19 protein-coding genes are annotated in these 18,891 nt (G+C 49.5%); 4 read left to right on the forward strand and 15 right to left on the reverse strand.

Annotated features, from left to right (window positions below):
- Positions 1-3 precede the first annotated feature (3 nt).
- The 7 genes from uhpB to ivbL form a co-directional block, all read right to left on the reverse strand.
- Complete coding sequence (gene uhpB, locus AACU19_RS20230; protein WP_105278445.1) at positions 4-1,506, reverse strand: signal transduction histidine-protein kinase/phosphatase UhpB; 1,503 nt, start codon at positions 1,504-1,506, stop codon at positions 4-6.
- Entirely contained in the window at positions 1,506-2,096 is a 591-nt protein-coding gene (gene uhpA, locus AACU19_RS20235) for a transcriptional regulator UhpA (protein ID WP_105278446.1), read from the reverse strand. The genes uhpB and uhpA overlap by 1 nt, the downstream gene beginning before the upstream one ends.
- 160 nt (positions 2,097-2,256) lie before the next feature.
- On the reverse strand, positions 2,257-3,741 hold the full coding sequence (locus AACU19_RS20240; protein ID WP_241957766.1) for a hypothetical protein: 1,485 nt from the start codon (positions 3,739-3,741) through the stop codon (positions 2,257-2,259).
- Between the two features lie 213 nt (positions 3,742-3,954).
- A complete protein-coding gene (locus AACU19_RS20245; protein WP_105278448.1) occupies positions 3,955-5,220 on the reverse strand; it encodes a hypothetical protein in 1,266 nt (421 codons plus the stop codon).
- A 261-nt stretch (positions 5,221-5,481) separates the two neighbouring features.
- The gene (gene ilvN, locus AACU19_RS20250; RefSeq protein WP_001181706.1) at positions 5,482-5,772 is read right to left on the reverse strand and encodes an acetolactate synthase small subunit; all 291 of its coding nucleotides are present in this window, start codon (positions 5,770-5,772) and stop codon (positions 5,482-5,484) included.
- Between the two features lie 3 nt (positions 5,773-5,775).
- Positions 5,776-7,464 carry an acetolactate synthase large subunit gene (ilvB, locus tag AACU19_RS20255; protein ID WP_105278449.1) on the reverse strand — a complete coding sequence of 563 codons (1,689 nt, stop codon included), beginning with the start codon at positions 7,462-7,464 and terminating at the stop codon, positions 5,776-5,778.
- Between the two features lie 105 nt (positions 7,465-7,569).
- Positions 7,570-7,668, reverse strand: coding sequence for an ilvB operon leader peptide IvbL (ivbL, locus tag AACU19_RS20260; protein ID WP_001300753.1), 99 nt, complete (start codon positions 7,666-7,668; stop codon positions 7,570-7,572).
- A 563-nt stretch (positions 7,669-8,231) separates the two neighbouring features.
- On the opposite strand from ivbL, the gene tisB reads away from it, so the two are divergent.
- A complete protein-coding gene (gene tisB / locus AACU19_RS20265; protein ID WP_000060506.1) occupies positions 8,232-8,321 on the forward strand; it encodes a type I toxin-antitoxin system toxin TisB in 90 nt (29 codons plus the stop codon).
- A gap of 123 nt (positions 8,322-8,444) precedes the next feature.
- Here tisB and ysdE read toward each other — a convergent pair whose 3' ends face one another.
- Positions 8,445-8,519: a protein YsdE gene (gene ysdE, locus AACU19_RS20270; protein WP_211180519.1), complete on the reverse strand. Its 75-nt coding sequence runs from the start codon at positions 8,517-8,519 to the stop codon at positions 8,445-8,447.
- 81 nt (positions 8,520-8,600) lie between these two features.
- Here ysdE and emrD point away from each other — a divergent pair, with 81 nt between their 5' ends.
- Entirely contained in the window at positions 8,601-9,785 is a 1,185-nt protein-coding gene (emrD, locus tag AACU19_RS20275) for a multidrug efflux MFS transporter EmrD (RefSeq protein ID WP_001306726.1), read from the forward strand.
- Positions 9,786-9,792: 7 nt separating this feature from the next.
- Here emrD and AACU19_RS20280 read toward each other — a convergent pair whose 3' ends face one another.
- Genes AACU19_RS20280 through AACU19_RS20290 form a run of 3 tightly spaced genes read right to left on the reverse strand, consistent with a single transcriptional unit; the run spans position 9,793 to position 10,986 of the window.
- Positions 9,793-10,290 carry a radical SAM protein gene (locus AACU19_RS20280; RefSeq protein ID WP_000148071.1) on the reverse strand — a complete coding sequence of 166 codons (498 nt, stop codon included), beginning with the start codon at positions 10,288-10,290 and terminating at the stop codon, positions 9,793-9,795.
- Positions 10,287-10,649: a DUF202 domain-containing protein gene (locus tag AACU19_RS20285; protein WP_001113432.1), complete on the reverse strand. Its 363-nt coding sequence runs from the start codon at positions 10,647-10,649 to the stop codon at positions 10,287-10,289. The genes AACU19_RS20280 and AACU19_RS20285 overlap by 4 nt, the downstream gene beginning before the upstream one ends.
- Positions 10,639-10,986, reverse strand: coding sequence for a YidH family protein (locus tag AACU19_RS20290; protein WP_000703959.1), 348 nt, complete (start codon positions 10,984-10,986; stop codon positions 10,639-10,641). Before AACU19_RS20290 ends, AACU19_RS20285 begins: the two co-directional genes overlap by 11 nt.
- A gap of 107 nt (positions 10,987-11,093) precedes the next feature.
- Here AACU19_RS20290 and yidI point away from each other — a divergent pair, with 107 nt between their 5' ends.
- Complete coding sequence (gene yidI / locus AACU19_RS20295) at positions 11,094-11,543, forward strand: protein YidI (protein ID WP_105278450.1); 450 nt, start codon at positions 11,094-11,096, stop codon at positions 11,541-11,543.
- Between the two features lie 48 nt (positions 11,544-11,591).
- On the opposite strand, the gene AACU19_RS20300 is transcribed toward yidI, so the two are convergent.
- Together AACU19_RS20300 and AACU19_RS20305 are read right to left on the reverse strand one after the other, a co-directional pair.
- A complete protein-coding gene (locus AACU19_RS20300; protein WP_105278451.1) occupies positions 11,592-13,085 on the reverse strand; it encodes a sulfatase-like hydrolase/transferase in 1,494 nt (497 codons plus the stop codon).
- Positions 13,082-14,797, reverse strand: coding sequence for a solute:sodium symporter family transporter (locus AACU19_RS20305; protein WP_105278452.1), 1,716 nt, complete (start codon positions 14,795-14,797; stop codon positions 13,082-13,084). Before AACU19_RS20305 ends, AACU19_RS20300 begins: the two co-directional genes overlap by 4 nt.
- Positions 14,798-14,963: 166 nt before the next feature.
- Here AACU19_RS20305 and AACU19_RS20310 point away from each other — a divergent pair, with 166 nt between their 5' ends.
- Complete coding sequence (locus AACU19_RS20310; RefSeq protein WP_001366762.1) at positions 14,964-15,857, forward strand: helix-turn-helix transcriptional regulator; 894 nt, start codon at positions 14,964-14,966, stop codon at positions 15,855-15,857.
- Here AACU19_RS20310 and AACU19_RS20315 read toward each other — a convergent pair.
- The gene (locus tag AACU19_RS20315; RefSeq protein WP_000160110.1) at positions 15,854-17,176 is read right to left on the reverse strand and encodes a 6-phospho-alpha-glucosidase; all 1,323 of its coding nucleotides are present in this window, start codon (positions 17,174-17,176) and stop codon (positions 15,854-15,856) included. The genes AACU19_RS20310 and AACU19_RS20315 overlap by 4 nt on opposite strands.
- Positions 17,176-18,792, reverse strand: a complete 1,617-nt coding sequence (locus tag AACU19_RS20320; protein WP_000951108.1) for a PTS sugar transporter subunit IIB — start codon at positions 18,790-18,792, stop codon at positions 17,176-17,178. The genes AACU19_RS20315 and AACU19_RS20320 overlap by 1 nt, the downstream gene beginning before the upstream one ends.
- Positions 18,793-18,891: the final 99 nt, after the last annotated feature.

Genomic DNA, 18,891 nt, shown 5'->3' on the forward strand with positions numbered 1-18,891 from the left:
GCCTTAGACATAACGTTGAGGTAGAGAAACACTGACACGCGTGCCGTGCAAACAGGAGATGGTCAAGGTGCCACCCAGCGCCGTTACTCGCTCGCGCATTCCGGTGAGGCCAAAACCGTGTTGCCCGGAACCCGGCGGTAAACCGCTACCATCGTCTTCAATCACCAGCATCAACCGTTCGTCCTGCTGCCAGCCTTGCAACGTGACCGCACTGGCATCGGCATGTTTCACAATGTTGTTCAACCCTTCCTGGCAGACGCGAAACAGCGTCACGCGCTGGTTTTCGCTTAACGCTGATTCATCGATTCGCCATTCGAGATGGCTGACAATACCGCGCCCTTCCAGCTCCATTTCCCGCATCAGTGAGCGGATGGCCTGCTCCAGAGTGAGATCATCCAGCTGGCGCGGACGTAACCGCCCTAACAAGCGGCGCACCGCGTCGTAAACGCCCAGGGATAACTGTTCGATGAACTGCCCGCTCTGTTTCACGCGGGCGTTATCCGCCGCGAGCCGCTGGACAATGCCCGCTTGCGTACGAATGGCGGTGATGGTCTGACCGATATCATCGTGTAATTCACGCGCCACATCACGACGCACACTCTCTTCGGTTTCCAGCAAACGTTCAGCCAGATGCTGATTGCGCGCCAGTTCCTTTTGCAGCGACTGGTTAAGTTCACGCAACCGCTGGATGCCAGCGCCAAGTAACAACCCTGTCAGACTTTGCACCAGCAGTGAGAGCAATAAATCGACCGGATGGTCACGCCAGGTTTGACTGGCGATCAGCGCGATGGCGTTCATCAACGTCGCAATCAGCGCCCCTTGCCAGCCGTAGTGCCATGCCAGCGCGATAATCGGCAGCGCCAGGCAGAATGGCGTGAAGCGCGACAGTTCATCCGGCAATCCCAACTGGAGCCAGAGACTGATAACAAACAGCAGCAAGTACCAGACCAGATGCCGCCCGCGCCAATTGATCGGTTGAGAAACCAATGACGGACCGAGCGGCAGCCAGGTGTTATTGGCGAGATAGTGCCAGAACACCAGACATATCGGGGCCAGCGTCAGGCCGCCAGTTAAAGTTAACAGCAGCGCATTCCACGACTCTTTGCCGTACCAAAGCCAGGGCAACGACTGCAACAACGCCGCCGCCGTCAGCGCTGCCCCCTGTAACAGCAGGGTGCGCCAGTCGCGTTGATGGCGATAGCGTGAGATCAGCGCCACGGGCAGTAACGTCAGTAAACTACCGATCATCAATAAGGAGAAATGGCTTAACCCGACCGCCTGCGTTAGCCAGTAAATCAGCAGCCATTCCGCGCCCAGCAGCACTGGCCAGTATCCGCGTGGGCATTGCAACATTAGCCCAAGTCGAAGACCAAACGGAAATAACAGCACCGCCATATCAGGGCGCTCAACCAGATGCAGGCTGATACTCCACAGGCAAAACCACGCGGCAGAGAAGATAAAAAAGCAGGCAATAACAGTAATTAAGCGGGAGAACAACGTCTTCATCACCAGCCATCAAACATGCGGCGCGCCAGTTCCACGTCGTTACTGACGCCCAGTTTTTCCATCAGGTTGGCGCGATGGACGTGTACCGTTTTCGGCGACAAGCCCAGTTCGGCGGCAATCTCTTTCACCGCCATTCCTTGCGCCAGTTTTTCCGCCACCTGGCGTTCACGTTTGGTCAGCGGGTCCTGGCGACCGGATGCCAGTTTAATGGCAATATCTGGCGTCAGATAACAGCCGCCCGTGGCAACCGTATGCACCGCAGCAATCAGTTCGTCAGGGCTACAGCGTTTGGAGAGAAAGCCGCGCGCCCCCGCGTTAAGCGCCTGCTCAACCAGCGCCGGACTGTCATGAACGGAGAGCATAATTGTCGCCATACCTTTCGGCAGCTGGCTTAGCAGCTCCAGACCGGAGATATCGGGCATGGAGATATCGCAAATACACACATGCACACCGCGCCCCGGCAGCCCCGCCAGTGCCTCGCGCCCCGAACCAAACTCGGCAACTACCTGCAAATCAGGTTCCAGCCCCAGCAGCTGCGCAAAGCCGGAGCGGACGATAAGGTGATCGTCTATAAGGGCAACGGTGATCATGATTGGGTCCTGGCGGATAAAAAACGCGCATACCTTAACGATAAGCGCGATGTTGTTCAAGTTGGATATGGGTATGTATTGACTGATTGATGTTGCGCTTATCGCAAAAACGCTTACCTGAAAGGTAAGCGTTTAGCGTGTATGATTTAGAAAAAGCTAATTATTTGATGATTGCAATCGTAATATTACCTGAGAAATTTTTCGTTATAATATCGTTATACTTTTCTGGCATCCAGTAAGTATCTTCAAAATCTGCAGAGCTATAAGATTCAGCGGAATACTCATAATTAGTATCTTTTTTATAAGTGTCTTTTTCTGGTAACTCACCGGATGTGGTATAGATGAAATTTGCAATATCAAAATCGCTTTTAGCTTCATTTACGACTGCTTTTACAACATGATAAGTTTGTTTGAATGCATACTCTGAAAAGTCAGCAAAAAGCAAATTCATCCTCCCCCCCAACGCACAAAAAATAGGATTATCAGATATTATGCTATAAAGAGAACTTCCTGCCTGAGATACATTAATATCCTTTCCGTCATGGGCCACATGAAATGCCTGTGAACAAGCATAATACAGATTACCAATCCCTGAAACACTAGAGAGACAAGAAACAATACTCGCTATTTTTACTTTATCAACATGTTCATCCTCTAGAGATTTTCTTACCAAATCACATTGCGCTGGCGTAAATTTAATTTCATTGAAAAGCGCATCGAGATTAATTTTATGGGCATCTTTACGCTCAGCCAAAGCCGAGGTTTTCTCCTTCAGTAACTTATGTATAGTACGGTTAATTTTCACCCCACAACATGAAATATGTGAACTCCCCTCTCCCACTTGCCTTTTTGCATCACCAAGAAGTGAGCCAAACTCACCTTTATCAACAGACAGTTTTGTTATGGACGATTGATAAAGAAAATCATCTGGAATTAATTGAGTTTGTTTTTGCAAAGCATTTGTTAATGGGGATTCAGCTTGAGTTTTATATACATTATTACCTGTTATATAATTACTAACCAGTTCTTTCTTAAGAGCATTTGCAGCAATTGTTAATTCTGAGAATTGTTCTCTTTCCAATTTATCGTGTTGTGAAAGTAACTGTATAAACTCTTCCACATTTCGACCACTAAAAATCCTTACCCTGGTGTTATTTTTCAACTGGTTGCTATTACCATTGTTCTCACGACACATCTCAGTGACTCTAAATGCATTACTGCCGGTCTGCTCAATTGTTATTTGACTATTTATACCCGTGGTAGCAACCCATGTTTTTTTATCAGCATTCACCGATTCAGGCGTAACATGAAAATAACGGACTAATTTATCACTAACATCATGTCGATAGATATTAAAAGAATCTAAAATATATAATAGCAAACTACGAAAAATTTCGCCAAACGTGGCTTTATCAGACCTTGTTCTACAATTACCGAGCAGACCACTTTGTTCCATCACATCAAATTTAGAAATATTTCCGTCAAGACTTCTTTCGATACTATCCCTTAGACTCTGATTAAGAAACTGGCTATCATCAACCTCTGTTTTCCTTGAATTCATAGAACCCGTCGCACTAACCATAGTAACCTCACAATATGACATTTTGCATATTCTAACATTGTTAAAAACATGAATAGTTAGCATCATGAATATTTCTATGCCAACCACTACTCTTCATTTATTTCAATAGTAATTATATGGTGTTGTTATTTTCCTTAACTATTTTCCAGTGCAATTGCATCATCAACACAACTTATTAACTATCAAAAATCGCTCATTTTCAAAAACACAGGCAAAAAACAAATTGTTAAGAACACGTACTCACCTTTATGATAAGCGCGCTTTATCAGGGGTAAATTATAAATCAGCGATTGTTGCGGCACCGGAAAATGTAAAAGAAAATGAATTATCGGTGGACTCTTCTTTAATCACACCTTTAGTAAAATAACGAGAGCACTCAAGCTTAACTTCATCCCCATCATTACTAACACTCGCTACATACAGCTTTTGTCTAAAATCTTTTTTGGTAAAATATATTTCATTAACATACTTACCCCCTCCTACCAAAGTATAACCTGATTTACCCGAACTTAATCTTTCCATACTCTTATTTATCCCCTGTAAAACATCTGGAGTTATGCCTTTTAAATAACTTTGATAGGATTGTATGCAAGCATGATAAAAACATGAAATCCCTTGAGGACTAGATAAGCAATCGATTATTTCATCAATCTTATCATCAGTAATGTTACTCTTTGATTGTTTTAATAATTTACTTAACTGAGAAGATTCATCGTCTTTAAAGCAAACCAGCGGAACTATTTGTTGAAGTGTGCTTTGACTATTCTTTGTTTCGTTTTCAATTATTTTAATTTTGTTTGCAAAAATCTCAAGAATGTCTTTACTTAACTCAACACCGCAGCAAGTTATTTTAGCAGCACCATTTTGCTGACTTTGTTCTTTTATAGTTCTATGCGCATCCATAATTATGGATTCCAAAAAAACATCAGCGCTGTTAAAACTTTCATGAACAGGTAAATACCCTTCATCTTTTTGAATTTGCAGCTTTAACAAATCATATATATTATTCTCAATGTCTGCATTAATTACTTTTTTAGCATCCTTGTTTTTCATAACAATACAATTGACAATACTTTTCCTCAAAAGTGTATCAGCGGAGTGAGTCTCTAGCGCGGCAGTCTTTTCAGAAAGCGACTTGATGATAGTCGCCACAGCCACTCCAGAATATGATATTTCGGTTCGTTCATTTGAATTTTCATCCTTCTGTATAATCTTAAAAGATTTGTCACCTGTTTGTTCGATTACGGTATATTCACTCTCTCCAGTCGCCGCCATCCAGGTACGATTACCATTATTTTCTGTTCCTGGCATAGGATGAAAATAGTCAAGAATATCAGTGCTAACGTTCCGAGAACCGGACATGATATTTACTATTAAGCGTTTTATTTCCTGTAACATCCATTTTGCAAAATTACTGCCTGGTGAATATTTTTTTGCATAATTCTTAATATGAAGCTCATCTGCTATATTTATTTCCTTATCTAAAATAGAGGGAGAGCAGGAATTTGATATCTTTGTCCCATTGTTTATAGGGCTTGCCATAATATACCTCACGATGAGCAATTAATTTATAGAATGCTAGTCATGATCACTGGTATAGACAGCAATCAGAATTTAGCGCCATCGCTGGAAATTTTAGCCCTAATCGTCAACCCGCGAATGACCAGTGCTGGACTCTAATTAACGTCAGGGCCAATAAATTGTGCCTGAGATGGTCTCTGGCACAATTTCACCCTATATATCTGAACGGATCTATCAAAAATCGCTCATCAGTAATCACCCCGAGCAGTTTAATGTCGCTCCTTACTGAAAAAACACCGCAATCTTGTTAAACATCGTCGGATCGGACTGATTACGCTGCACTTTCACCACATCTTCCAGCTTGTCGATTTGGCTTATCATCTGCTCCAGACGCTGGTCGTCATTGACCAGTAGCCAGATGTGGCTTTTGTCGCTGTCCTGAATCGGCAGACAAAGAATGCCTTCAACGTTAAAAGCGCGGCGGGCAAAAAGGCCACAAACGTGGGTCATTACGCCCGGATGGTTGCGAACGGTGAGCTCCAGAATCACGTTGTCATGAGTTGTGTTTTGCATGGCTTATTCCCCCACCATTTCAGTATTCGCCGCACCTGGCGGCACCATCGGGTACACTTTTTCTTCGGCATCAATGCGCACATGGATCAGCGCTGGCCCAGGACGATTAATAATTTCCTGCAACGCGGCCTGCGGGTCGGCTTCGTTATTTAAATCACAGGTTTCGAGGCCAAATCCGGCGGCAATCTGCATAAAGTTGATTTTGCCCGGATAGGTGGCGGCAAAAACGCCCTGCTTGTAGAACAAACTCTGTTGCTGATGTACCAGCCCCAGCGCTTCGTTGTTCATCAGAATGATTTTCACATCCAGCTGGTTTTCACTGGCGGTCGCCATCTCCTGAATATTCATCATCAGGCTGCCGTCGCCGGAGAAACACAACACTTTGCGATCCGGGTTCGCCAGCGCTGCGCCAATGGCCGCAGGCAGGCCAAAACCCATCGTCCCCAGCCCGCCGGAGGTCAGCCACTGGCGTGGGCGATTGAGCGGATAAGCCTGCGCGGTCCACATCTGATGCTGACCCACGTCGGTGGTGATAATCGCGTTGTCATCGACACAGGCGGCAACGGCGTTGATCAGGCCGTAATGGCTTAACGGATCGCACGCTTTCGGGATTGGACACGGGAATTCGCGCTGCAAATCGGCTACCAATTGGTGCCACTCTGCACGCGGTTGCGCTTCCACCAGCGGGATCAACTGCGCCAGCACGTCATCAACATCCGCCTGAATCGCTACGTGCGGCTGCTTGATTTTGCCCAGCTCTGCGCGGTCGATATCGACATGAATAATTTTGGCATTCGGGCAGAACTGCTCGGTTTTGCCAATCGCCCGGTCATCAAAACGCGCACCGAGCACAATCAACAAATCCGCCTCCTGCAAAATGTAGTTGGTGCTGCGCACACCGTGCATCCCCAACATACCCAGCGACAACGGATGCGCTTTTGGCAACATGCCCAGCGCCATTAAAGTCATGGTGGTAGGCAGTTGCGCTTTCTCCGCCAGTTCACGCACTCGCGCAGGCGCATTGATCACACCACCGCCCAGATAAAGCACCGGGCGTTTGGCGGCGTTAATCATTGCAGCTGCGTCACGAATACTCTCTTCACTAAACGCAGGCGCGGCAGCTTTTTCTGTTATACCGGGCTGTTCTTCAATCTCAAAAACTGCCGTTTGCACATCCTTAGGAATGTCTATCCACACCGGGCCAGGGCGGCCTGATTGCGCAATACGGAAGGCATCGCTCATGACCTGCGGGAGTTCTTCGATATGTCTGACCAGATAGTTGTGTTTGGTGATGGGGATAGAGATGCCGTAGGTGTCCACTTCCTGGAAGGCGTCAGTGCCGATCATTGAGGCAGGAACCTGGCCGGTGATGCAAATCAGCGGGATGGAGTCCAGTCGCGCATCGGCAATAGCAGTCACCAAATTAGTCGCACCCGGTCCGCTACAGGCCATACAAACCGCCGGTTTACCGTCGGTGCGCGCCATTCCCTGAGCGATAAACCCCGCGCCCTGTTCATGGCGAGCCAGAATATGGCGGATTTGCGTGCTTTGGCTCAAGGCATCGTAAACAGGCAGGATAGAACCGCCCGGAATGCCCGTCACAATCTTAATGCCCTGCTGTTCCAGGAAATGAACGATAAATTCTGCGCCGGTAAAGCGCTTACGTGTCGATGATGTGCCCGAACTTGCCATGCTCCAGTCCTTTTCTTCTGGGCCGACTTTCCGGGAGGTGCTTAAACGAAAAACCCCGCCCGGTTTGCGCCGGCGGGGTTTTGGAATCGTGTGTTGTTCCAGTCCCTACGGCGCATTGCCGACGACCACCACCACACGCACGACGACCACTGCGGCGGATGGCGCAGTTGGTAGTAGTTTTGCGTTGAGCATGGAAGTAGTCATTGGGGACCTTGTTGGTTTTGTGTTTAACAATATTTATACAAGCACAGGTTTACAGGAGAGACAATGGAAAATTTTTCAGCAAGGGAAAATTGAGGGATTGATCACGTTTTGTACTGTACTGCAGGTAACAAAAAACCCCGCCGGAGCGAGGTTTCGTCAGCCGCCCGCGGCTGGTAACCGCAAAGCACACTGTATTATGTCAACACAGAAAGTATACGTGTTCCGCGCAGAACGCGCAATTTCGGCACGAATTTTGACGTATTTAGTACATAGTGGAGTATCGATCACAGTTTACGTTTTGTCTAAATATTACTGTTTATTTATACAGTACACTTCTATAATATCACTGTACGCAATGTGTTATGCGGGGGCCGCATCGTTACCCGGCGCACTAAGTCCTGGCTGAAACGGGTGGTGCCGTCAGCGCCTTAACCCCGCGAGAGCACACTGTGTTATGTCAACAGCACAACGTTTCTCCTTGAGATACCGCGTGCACAACAGCTGGCAACAGGCAGCGGAAAGGTACGTCAGCTGGCAGTGCTCCTGAACCACAGGAGACGCGTATGAGCCTGGTGGATATCGCCATTCTTATCCTCAAACTCATTGTTGCAGCACTGCAACTGCTTGATGCTGTTCTGAAATACCTGAAGTAATTCAGATTCAAGTCGCACCAAAGGGGAGCGGGTAACCGCTCCCCTTTTATATTTAGCGTGTGGGTTGGTGTCGGATGCGATGCTGACGCATCTTATCCGACCTACCATCCCTCCCGGCAACATTTATTGCCGCTTTTGTTTACATATTCTGCCGCTAAACAATTCCCCATTCCTGGCGTATATCTGGCTAACATTCATCAATGTGATAGATTCCTCTCCCGCATTTATGGGAATGCGTAGTGACTTATTCTAATTATTTTTCTAAAAGCATCCGTGATAATGAAAAGGCATAGAAACGTCAATTTGTTATTGATGTTGGTATTACTCGTGGCCGTCGGTCAGATGGCGCAAACCATTTATATTCCAGCTATTGCCGATATGGCGCGCGATCTCAACGTTCGTGAAGGGGCGGTGCAAAGCGTAATGGGCGCTTATCTGCTGACTTACGGTGTCTCGCAACTGTTTTATGGCCCGATATCCGACCGTGTGGGTCGCCGACCGGTGATCCTCGTCGGAATGTCCATTTTTATGCTGGCAACGCTGGTCGCGGTCACGACCTCCAGTTTGACGGTGTTGATTGCCGCCAGCGCGATGCAGGGGATGGGCACCGGCGTAGGCGGCGTGATGGCGCGTACATTGCCGCGTGATTTATATGAACGGACACAGTTGCGTCATGCTAACAGCCTGTTAAATATGGGGATTCTCGTCAGTCCGTTGCTCGCACCGTTAATCGGCGGTCTGCTGGATACGATGTGGAACTGGCGCGCCTGTTATCTCTTCCTGTTGGTACTTTGTGCCGGTGTGACCTTCAGTATGGCGCGCTGGATGCCGGAAACGCGTCCGGTAGATGCACCGCGCACGCGCCTGCTTACCAGTTATAAAACACTTTTCGGTAACAGTGGTTTTAACTGTTATTTGCTGATGCTGATTGGCGGTCTGGCCGGGATTGCCGCCTTTGAAGCCTGTTCCGGCGTGCTGATGGGTGCGGTATTAGGGCTGAGCAGTATGACGGTCAGTATTTTGTTTATTCTGCCGATTCCGGCGGCATTTTTTGGGGCATGGTTTGCCGGACGTCCTAATAAACGCTTCTCAACGTTGATGTGGCAGTCGGTTATCTGCTGCCTGCTGGCTGGCTTGCTGATGTGGATCCCCGACTGGTTTGGCGTGATGAATGTCTGGACGCTGCTCGTTCCCGCCGCGCTGTTCTTTTTCGGTGCCGGGATGCTGTTTCCGCTGGCTACCAGCGGCGCAATGGAACCGTTCCCCTTCCTGGCGGGCACGGCTGGCGCGCTGGTCGGCGGTCTGCAAAACATTGGTTCCGGCGTGCTTGCGTCGCTCTCTGCGATGTTGCCGCAAACCGGTCAGGGCAGCCTGGGGTTGTTGATGACCTTAATGGGATTGTTGATCGTGCTGTGCTGGCTACCGCTGGCGACGCGGATGTCGCATCAGGGGCAGCCCGTTTAAGCTCACGTCACCGCAGCATCGTCATCAGCTCCATGGGAGAACGATGCTGCTTTATCAGATCACGCATCACCCGCATATGCGGCGCGGAGTAAGAATAAAACGCCTGATAGCCCGCACAAAGCACGTTGTCTGGCGTCTCCTCCCGAGCGTGCGGGCACAGCCGATGCCAGTCGCACGCCTGGCAGCCACGGCCCGGTTGCGGGTTTTCGCTGCCACACCATTTTTGTAGGGTGGCGTCAAAAAGCTCAATCGAGATACGACTGATATCTGCCCGTACCCAACACTCGAACAGGGCAATTAAAAATTTCCCCCACAGCTCTGCTGTCACCGAAGCGGCCGTCAGATCGCCCCGGTCATCAAATTCAAGATGGGGAATAAGCTGTACGGAGCGGATGCCCCGCTGTTTGAAATTGTAATAAAAATCGGCAGGTTGCAGAGCATCCTTATACTCTACAACCAGTTTATGCCTGTCCTCTTCAGCATCAATGACCTGACTTCCTGTCATGCGACTCTCTCAATAAATACGATAAGTTGATGTATATGCGTTACAGCAAACAGTATTGCGAGAGATAACACCGCGAGGGAGATCAAAAATTTGTCACGGACTACGTGAAATTGGGAAAAATCGCTATTCGTGACATCCATTAAATTGCGATTACGGGTGTAGTGCCAGAGGATCAGCGCTACGATGGCGAGGATGCCAATCGAAATCCAGAATAACATGCCCGCCTGGTGCCAGTTGTGTTTGATAGCCAACGCCATCAACGCGCCGTAGCCCAGCATGGTACGAAACCACGCCAGTGATGTACGCTCCGGCTGCAGCCCTGGGTCGGCAATGCGTCTGGCTTTGCGGCTATCCGGCATACAACACCAGTCCCATAACGATCACCGCCACGACCATCAATATTAAGCTGATGATTAATAAGCTGTTGGTATAGGGCAGGTCCTCTTTCAGACGCATCGCTTTTTCATTGCGTAACCAGCGCAAGTAGCCATACATCGCTAACCCGCCGGAAAACAGACACAACAACAACGCCAGCAGTTCGCGAATGACGGGCGTGGCGAAATCTGGCGCAAGTTGATCAAGCCCAACCCCCGCCGCCAGAAATCCTAGTGCAGTACGGATCCACGCCAAAAAAGTACGCTCATTAGCCAGCGAGAAGCGGTAATCGGGCGCTTCTCCGAGGCGGGAAATTTTCATTGTTGCTCCTTTGCAATTTCACTAACGCTCTACCTTTAGCGGTTTTTTTAAGAATTTCGTCCGCCTGTTTCCTGATATGCTTTTGCCATCCGCTACAAGGAGGTCAGATGGGTATCATAGCGCAAAATAAAATCAGTTCATTGGGCATGCTGTTCGGTGCCATCGCTTTAATGATGGGGATTATCCACTTTTCATTCGGCCCTTTTTCCGCACCACCGCCAACGCTTGAAAGCATCGTGGCGGACAAAACGGCTGAAATTAAAAGAGGTCTTCTCGCCGGAATAAAAGGCGAAAAAATTACCACCGTGGAGAAAAAAGAGGATGTAGATGTCGATAAAATCCTCGATCAAGGTGGAATCGCACTGGCCATTGCCGCGCTACTTTGCGCATTTATTGGCGGTATGCGTAAGGAAAATCGCTGGGGCATTCGCGGCGCTCTGGTTTTTGGCGGCGGGACGCTGGCTTTCCATACCTTGCTTTTTGGCATCGGCATCATCTGCAGCCTTCTGCTGATATTCCTGATGTTTTCTTTCCTGACCGGCAGTTCACTGGTTTAAGCAGCCTGAATATTTTGCCCGCTGGGTTATCGCCAACGGGCATTGTCGTCAAAACTTCTGTTTTTTCTCTTCCACCTTCACCCCTTGTGTTGGCAGGCCGGTGTCATAGTCGCGTACTACCGGCGAATAGCCATCCTGTGGGCGTGGACGGAACGCCCCCATCCAGCGCGGTTGCGCATCTTTACGCCACGGACGCAGACTCCATTGGTAACTGCGGAACGGATCGCGAATTTTGTCCATGTAATCCAGCAAGGCGTCATGCATTTTGCGGCGAACGTCGGCAAAACGGATATCATCGATCAGGTTATGCATTTCATTTGGGTCGTTACGGCGATCGTAAAGTTCATCACTGGTGAAGAGGTTTAGCACCAGTTTAAAGTCATCCGTCACCCAGCAACGCACCGGAATAAAACCGCCAAAGCTGTCATGCTCAATCTCATAACGGTTAAATTCCACCATCACGCCACGCGGCTCTTTCACAGCAAGGATATTTTCCCCTGGCAGAATGTCTGGTTTTTCAATATCTGCCAGCGCCATCATTGTCGGCAGTAAGTCAATATGGCTGACAGGTGTATCGACCTGTCGCCGCTCCCCTTGCGGTGAACGGATGATCAGCGGAATACGGGTGATGTCGTCATACATCGCGGCTCCTTTACTGATCAGCTTATGTGCGCCCATCATTTCGCCGTGATCGGAGGTATAAATGACCCACGTACTTTCACGCTGCTCTGGCGTTAATGCGTTGATGACCCGTCCAATTTGGTCATCAACAAAGTCATTGCAGGCAAAATAGAGCGGATGGTGATAAAGCCCGTCATCACCGACTGGCGATGGCATTGCCTGCGCCCATAAGCGGTGATGTTCCGGTTTGTTCGCCAGGTCATCCTCTGCTTTTTCGCCCAGTTCGTAGTAAAAATCAGCGTATTTCTCTAAATACTCAACCGGACAAGTGAACGGGTGATGCGGCTCATCATACGAAACCACCATCAGGAAGGGTTCCTCGGCGCGCGCGGGCTGTTGCAGAAAATCTACCGCCCGATTGCTGATGCGGTGCGCCCAGGTGAAGGTTTCGTCGATCTGGTTCGCCTGTAAATCCTCAACACTGTTTAGGCCATTGCGCCACAGGCTGATCTCTTTTTCCGTCAGTTCGCTAAGGTAGTTCGCCCCATCGAACCAGTAATCAGCGTCCCACTCCGGTGGACACTCGCCAGTGCCGAAATAATCATGACCGTCGAGATGCCATTTGCCGATATAACAGGTGTGATAGCCCGCATCCTTAAAGTAGCGCCCCATCGTAGAGATGTTTTTGCCCGGGGCAACGTTGTTGGTCCACGGGCCGGACTGGTTAGCGTAGATACCGGTGAATAGTCCGGCCCGTGCTGGTGTACAAACCGGTGAACAGGTATAGGCGGAATTAAAGCGAATACTTTCCGCCGCCAGACTATCAATATTTTGCGTATTCAGCGGCTTACCGCTATAGCAACCGACCATATTGGTGGCCTGGGTATCGGTCATGATGAACAAAAAATTGGGGCGTTTCATAGGCTATCCTTCGCATCGGAAGTAAACGTTACGGCTGGGTCGTGGCGATGCCGCCAGCTGTCAAAAATCAGGTAGACAATCACTACGGCAGCGATGAAATAACTGATCATCGCTAACCAGCGCGTACCGTAGCCGCCGAATTCAGCCAGCCCGGCATAGACGCCAATCATCGCGAACAAGATGCCAATTGACGCGATCTTGACGTTTTTCCACGGCTTCATGTCCACCGCAAACGCATCTTTGAAGGTGAACGGCGTGGCGCGCGGTTTGATAAAACCGATCACCAGCATCACTACCACGTTGATACAGAACGTACAGGCCAGCACATAGAGGAAATGGAAGTCGAACTTCACCAGATAGTTGATGGTGATGTAGCTGATTATGCCAATCCCCATCGCCACTTTTGCCGCCAGTGCCGGAATGCGCGGGAAGAAAAAGCCCATAATGATGATGGTAACCAGCGGCACGTTGTAAATACCGTTGAGCTGTTTCATCCAGCTATACAGCCCCTGCGGCGCGTTGGCGATCCACGGCGCGACCAGCACCGAAACGATGGCGATAAAGAAACCAAATTTGCGCCCAACGGTGACCAGCTGTTGCGGCTCGGCATTCTGGTTAATGATGCGCCGGTAAATACCCATACTGAACAACGTACTGGCGCTATTCAGAAAGCCGTTGAAGGTACTGATCACCGCACCAAATAACACCGCGCCGAAGAAACCCACCAGTGGCACTGGCAGAACGTTATTGACCAGCGTCGGGTAGGCCATGTCGGCTTTAGGTAAATCCTGATACAGATGAAACGCAATCAACCCTGGCAGCACCAGTACCAGCGGGTCGAGCATTTTCAGCACCGCCGTTAACAGCGCCCCCTTTTGCCCTTCCGCCAGGCTTTTTGACGCCAGCGTGCGTTGCACGATGCCCTGATTTGTACACCAGTAAAAGGTGTTCACCAGAATCAAACCGGTAAATGCCGCGCCAATCGGCAAGGGATCGGTCGGGCCACCGACTGAGTTTAATTTCTCGGCGTGAACGGTGGTGAGTTGCTCAATGCCCTGCATAAAGCTGCCCTTGCCCATCGCGATCAGGCCAAATATCGGCACCATCAACCCGCCAATAACCAGCCCAATACCGTTAATGGAGTCCGCCACTGCCATTGCGCGCAGTCCGCCGATCACCGCATACAAAATTCCCGCCAGGCCAAGCAAAATAACCAGTAGCCAGATCGCTGCGCCGTGGGAAATTTGTAACGATTCCCCGACGTGAAACAGGCTGTTGAGCGCCAACGCGCCGGAGTAGAGAACAATCGGCAGAAAGCAGACACCGGTGGCAATGAGGAAGCAGAAGTCGATGATAATACGCGTCGTTTTATCATAACGTTCCTCCAGGAAATCGGGGATGGTGGCAATGCCACGCTTCAGATAGCGCGGTAAAAAGATTAGCGCGAGGAAGATCAGCGTCACCGCAGAAGTGACTTCCCAGCCCATCACCGACATGCCGCTTTTGTAGGCCTGCCCGGAAAGTCCAACCAGTTGTTCCGTGGAAAGGTTGGTTAACATTAACGAAGCGGCAATAACCGGCGCTTTTAGTGAACGTCCGGCAAGAAAATAGCCTTGTTGCGATCCGGTATCTGTTTTGCGGACCTTCCACCAGGTGATGACCGCCACCAGCAGCGTAAAACCGACAAAACTCAAGATTTGTAACGAATTCATCTCATAGCCCTTATTTATGTTTATGTCCCGGACGCATGAATATAGGGAGAGGTAAAATGCGTCGGGTCAGGCAGTCAGATTCTTAAAATACAAACGTCGTATCCCTGAACGGATTGTTTTCTGTTAAGTTCAGGTTGTGAGCATAATTCGCCGGAGGGATATTAAAATGAATGGAAAATTGCAAAGTTCGGATGTAAAAAACGAAACTCCGTACAATATTCCCTTATTGATTAACGAAAATGTGATCTCCAGCGGAATTTCTCTGATCTCGCTCTGGCATACCTACGCCGACGAGCATTATCGGGTGATCTGGCCGCGGGACAAGAAGAAACCGCTTATCGCCAACTCATGGGTTGCGGTGTATACCGTACAAGGATGTGGGAAAATTATTTTAAAGAATGGTGAACAAATAACACTGCATGGCAACTGTATTATATTTTTAAAGCCAATGGATATTCACTCTTATCACTGTGAAGGTTTAGTCTGGGAACAGTACTGGATGGAATTTACCCCCACCAGTATGATGGATATTCCCGTCGGTCAGCAAAGCGTTATTTATAATGGTGAAGTTTATAATCAGGAACTCACCGAAGTTGCTGAATTAATTACTTCACCAGAAGCAATAAAAAATAATCTGGCAGTCGCTTTTCTGACGAAAATTATTTATCAGTGGATTTGTCTTATGTACTCAGACGGTAAAAAAGATCCACAACGGCGGCAAATTGAAAAACTAATTGCCACTTTACATGCCAGTCTGCAACAACGCTGGAGCGTAGCCGATATGGCTGCCACGATCCCCTGTAGCGAAGCCTGGTTGCGTCGTCTGTTTTTACGCTATACCGGCAAGACGCCCAAAGAATATTACCTCGATGCGCGTCTGGATCTGGCGCTATCGCTATTAAAGCAACAAGGGAACTCGGTTGGCGAAGTCGCTGATACACTCAACTTCTTCGACTCCTTTCATTTCAGCAAAGCCTTTAAACATAAATTTGGTTATGCGCCGTCAGCTGTGCTAAAGAATACGGACCAGCACCCAACGGATGCCAGTCCACACAATTAACGTAACTCTGGCCAGTACGCTTTGTTGGCCTCCAGCAACTCATCCAGAATAGCTTTGGCGACCGCGGCGCTCGGTACCGTTTTCGACAACGTAATCGCCTGCCACAGGTGCTGATATGAACGCTGTTCCCAGGCGTCCACGACCAGTTTTTCCACCGCCACTTGCTGACTCATTAACCCTTTCTGAAACTGCGGGATATCGCCGACCACCAGTGGTTCTGGTCCGTTGTGCCCGACCAGACACGGGATCTCGACCATCGCTTCATCATCAAAGTTATGAATTGCCCCGTTGTTAGGCACAATCAGCAACATCCGCTCCTGAGTGTTGAAGGCAATTGCCGCCGCCAGATCGACGATGTATGACGCATGTTCGTCAATTTCCAGCTTGCCCGCCGCTGAATTTCCTGCCGCCGTAATGGCGCGGCAAGCATCGAAAACCTGTTTCTCGCGATGTTCCATCACCTCATTCGCGCGGGTATGTTCAGGGTTGGAATGCTGAACGACATAATCCGGGAAGAGATAATATTTCAGATAGGTGTTCGGCAATGTATCCGGGTCCAGTGCCTGTACATCCCGCGCTTTTGCATAGGTGTCGTTCCAGCTCGCTTCGGTATGCGTATCTTGCTGCGGTGGAACATAACCGTGCTTTGAGACATATTGCCGCAGTTGGGGCATCAGGTCGTTGCCTTGCAAATCTTCAATTGATGTCCACCAGCCAAAGTGGTTCAGACCATAGTAGCGCACGCGCATCTGTTTGCGATCTTGCAGCCCAACAATTTGCGCCATCCGACTTTCAATACCGATTGGCATGTCACAGATGTTGAGGATTTTCGCGTTCGGGCGCAGACGACGTGTGGCTTCTGCCACAATTGCTGCCGGGTTGGAGTAGTTGAGCATCCAGGCATTTGGTGAATATTTTTCCATATAATCCACCAGTTCCAGGACGCCACCGATAGATCGCATGCCGTACGCTATTCCGCCGGGTCCGCAAGTTTCCTGACCGACAACGCCGTGGCGCAGCGGTATTTTTTCATCCAGTTCGCGCATCGGATATTTGCCGACACGAATGTGCGCCATGACAAAATCAACGTCGCTGAACGCCACTTCAGGATCGGTGGTGTAGCTAAACGCAATGTCCGGCGCTTTCTCTTTAAGAATAACTTTACAGGCTTCGGCAATCACTTCCTGCCGTGCGCCATCGTTATCATAAAATTTCAGTGCGCGAAGCGGGAAACGATCCTGATTCGCCAATAACATCAACACGATGCCTGGCGTAAAGGTGCTTCCACCGCCTGCGACAACCACTGAGAATTTGGTCATTATACTGCCTCCGTAATGGCAACTTTTTCTGCTAATTGATGAGAATTAATTAAGCTATCGAGCTGTTCACGCAGCTGGGAAACATGCAAACCAATGATCACCTGAATGGCATCACCACTACGGAAGACGCCATGCGCTCCCAGCTTTTTAAAGACTTCGTCATCCAGCGTTTGTGACATGTCATGCAGTGCAATACGTAGACGCGTCGCGCAATTGTTGATGCTGGAGATATTGCCCACCCCGCCCAGGGCTTGCAGGATGCCGGCAGCCTGCTCCAGCTCTTTTTTGGGCTCTGCAGCGGTAGTTTGGCCTCGCGAGGCTTTGTATTCGGCTTTTGAGTAGAGCTTCACCTCCGCATCTTCACGTCCCGGCGTGCACATGTTGAATTGCAGAATCAGGGTGCGGAAAACCACGAAGTACAGCAGGGTAAAGCACAACCCAATGGCGATTTGGGTCAGCATCATATCCGCGTGGTTGCTGAACATCGGGATCCAGTTTTGCGGTAAAACCTGGTCAATCAAACCACCGCCCATGTTGCCCACCACACCAAAGAGATACATTACGGTCGACATTGAGGCCGCCAGCACGGCGTGTACCGCAAACAGCAACGGTGAAATGAACAGGAAGGTAAATTCCAGCGGTTCGGTAATTCCCACCAGCATGGCGGTTAAGGTTGCGGGGATCAGCAAGCCCGCCACTTTTACCCGATTTTCCGGTGCAGCGGTGAAGTACATCGCTAAAGAAATGCCCACGGCACCAAAGATTTTTGAGTTGCCGTGCAGGGCAAAACCGCCTTCCGGGAACAACGATTTCAGCGGCTCGGCGCTCAGACTGAACTCTTGCAGATGCTGCGCCCAGTACATCTGAATGCCGCCCTCAACAGCTGCCGGACCAAAGATAAACGGTCCGTAGATGAAGTGGTGTAAACCGGTTGGGATCAGAATGCGTTCGAGGAAGGTGTAAACCCAGACCCCAAGCGCACCCGCCGAACGCAGGAACGCTTGCAGAGATTCAATCCCCATTTGTACTTTTGGCCAGCCGAGCAATGTCAGCCACGCGCATGGGATCATCACCAGGAAGGCGATAATCACCACATAAGATGTCCCCTGAAAAATGCCGAGAAAAACCGGCAGTTTTTTATCGAACAGACGGTTATGCAACGCTGTCACAATGCCGGAAATGATAATTGCGCCGATAATGCTGGTATCGAGGGTTTTAATTCCGGCCATCATTGTCAGCCCGCTACCTGCCACTGCGTCCTGAGAGAAATCGACGCCGAAGTAGCTTCCCCAGGTCATTCCCATCGCGTTGATGAAATAGTTCCAGGTCAGGAAACTCACCATCACCGCCAGACAAGCACGCCCCTGCGCTTGCTTAGCAAGGCCAATGGGTAAACCGACAGCAAAAATCAGCGGCATATTACGGAATACCGTCCAACCGCCCTCTTCAATGATGTGTACGATTTGCGCGAATAAACTGTTCGGATCGGTCAGTGATTCCCCGACAAACATCGGGTTTTGCAGCAAAATGGCAAGACCCACCACAATCCCGGCGAAGGGAAACAGCAGCACTGGCGTGAACATCGCGCCGCCAAAGCGTTGAATTTGACTGAGCATTTCCACATCCTCTTTTCTCAATTCTGTAAGTAGGAAGCCTGATTGGTTATGCGGCAGGCCTGGAGCGAGGATAGGAAGATGCTATCGGCAGAACATGAC

It is taken from the genome of Escherichia sp. MOD1-EC4550 (assembly GCF_963876935.1).
In the GTDB taxonomy this organism is placed as follows: Bacteria; Pseudomonadota; Gammaproteobacteria; order Enterobacterales; family Enterobacteriaceae; genus Escherichia; species Escherichia coli_F.

Excerpts from the sequence above, each read along its gene's own strand:
- tisB (WP_000060506.1), top strand. The coding sequence starts at position 8,232 with ATGAGCCTGGTGGATATCGCCATTCTTATCCTCAAACTCATTGTTGCA.
- AACU19_RS20285 (WP_001113432.1), bottom strand. The coding sequence starts at position 10,649 with ATGCCGGATAGCCGCAAAGCCAGACGCATTGCCGACCCAGGGCTGCAG.
- ilvB (WP_105278449.1), bottom strand. The coding sequence starts at position 7,464 with ATGGCAAGTTCGGGCACATCATCGACACGTAAGCGCTTTACCGGCGCA.
- uhpB (WP_105278445.1), bottom strand. The coding sequence starts at position 1,506 with ATGAAGACGTTGTTCTCCCGCTTAATTACTGTTATTGCCTGCTTTTTT.
- AACU19_RS20245 (WP_105278448.1), bottom strand. The coding sequence starts at position 5,220 with ATGGCAAGCCCTATAAACAATGGGACAAAGATATCAAATTCCTGCTCT.
- AACU19_RS20290 (WP_000703959.1), bottom strand. The coding sequence starts at position 10,986 with ATGAAAATTTCCCGCCTCGGAGAAGCGCCCGATTACCGCTTCTCGCTG.
- ilvN (WP_001181706.1), bottom strand. The coding sequence starts at position 5,772 with ATGCAAAACACAACTCATGACAACGTGATTCTGGAGCTCACCGTTCGC.
- AACU19_RS20280 (WP_000148071.1), bottom strand. The coding sequence starts at position 10,290 with ATGACAGGAAGTCAGGTCATTGATGCTGAAGAGGACAGGCATAAACTG.
- AACU19_RS20315 (WP_000160110.1), bottom strand. The coding sequence starts at position 17,176 with ATGACCAAATTCTCAGTGGTTGTCGCAGGCGGTGGAAGCACCTTTACG.
- AACU19_RS20300 (WP_105278451.1), bottom strand. The coding sequence starts at position 13,085 with ATGAAACGCCCCAATTTTTTGTTCATCATGACCGATACCCAGGCCACC.
- emrD (WP_001306726.1), top strand. The coding sequence starts at position 8,601 with ATGAAAAGGCATAGAAACGTCAATTTGTTATTGATGTTGGTATTACTC.
- AACU19_RS20240 (WP_241957766.1), bottom strand. The coding sequence starts at position 3,741 with ATGCTAACTATTCATGTTTTTAACAATGTTAGAATATGCAAAATGTCA.
- AACU19_RS20310 (WP_001366762.1), top strand. The coding sequence starts at position 14,964 with ATGAATGGAAAATTGCAAAGTTCGGATGTAAAAAACGAAACTCCGTAC.
- yidI (WP_105278450.1), top strand. The coding sequence starts at position 11,094 with ATGGGTATCATAGCGCAAAATAAAATCAGTTCATTGGGCATGCTGTTC.
- AACU19_RS20305 (WP_105278452.1), bottom strand. The coding sequence starts at position 14,797 with ATGAATTCGTTACAAATCTTGAGTTTTGTCGGTTTTACGCTGCTGGTG.
- ivbL (WP_001300753.1), bottom strand. The coding sequence starts at position 7,668 with ATGACTACTTCCATGCTCAACGCAAAACTACTACCAACTGCGCCATCC.
- AACU19_RS20320 (WP_000951108.1), bottom strand. The coding sequence starts at position 18,792 with ATGCTCAGTCAAATTCAACGCTTTGGCGGCGCGATGTTCACGCCAGTG.
- uhpA (WP_105278446.1), bottom strand. The coding sequence starts at position 2,096 with ATGATCACCGTTGCCCTTATAGACGATCACCTTATCGTCCGCTCCGGC.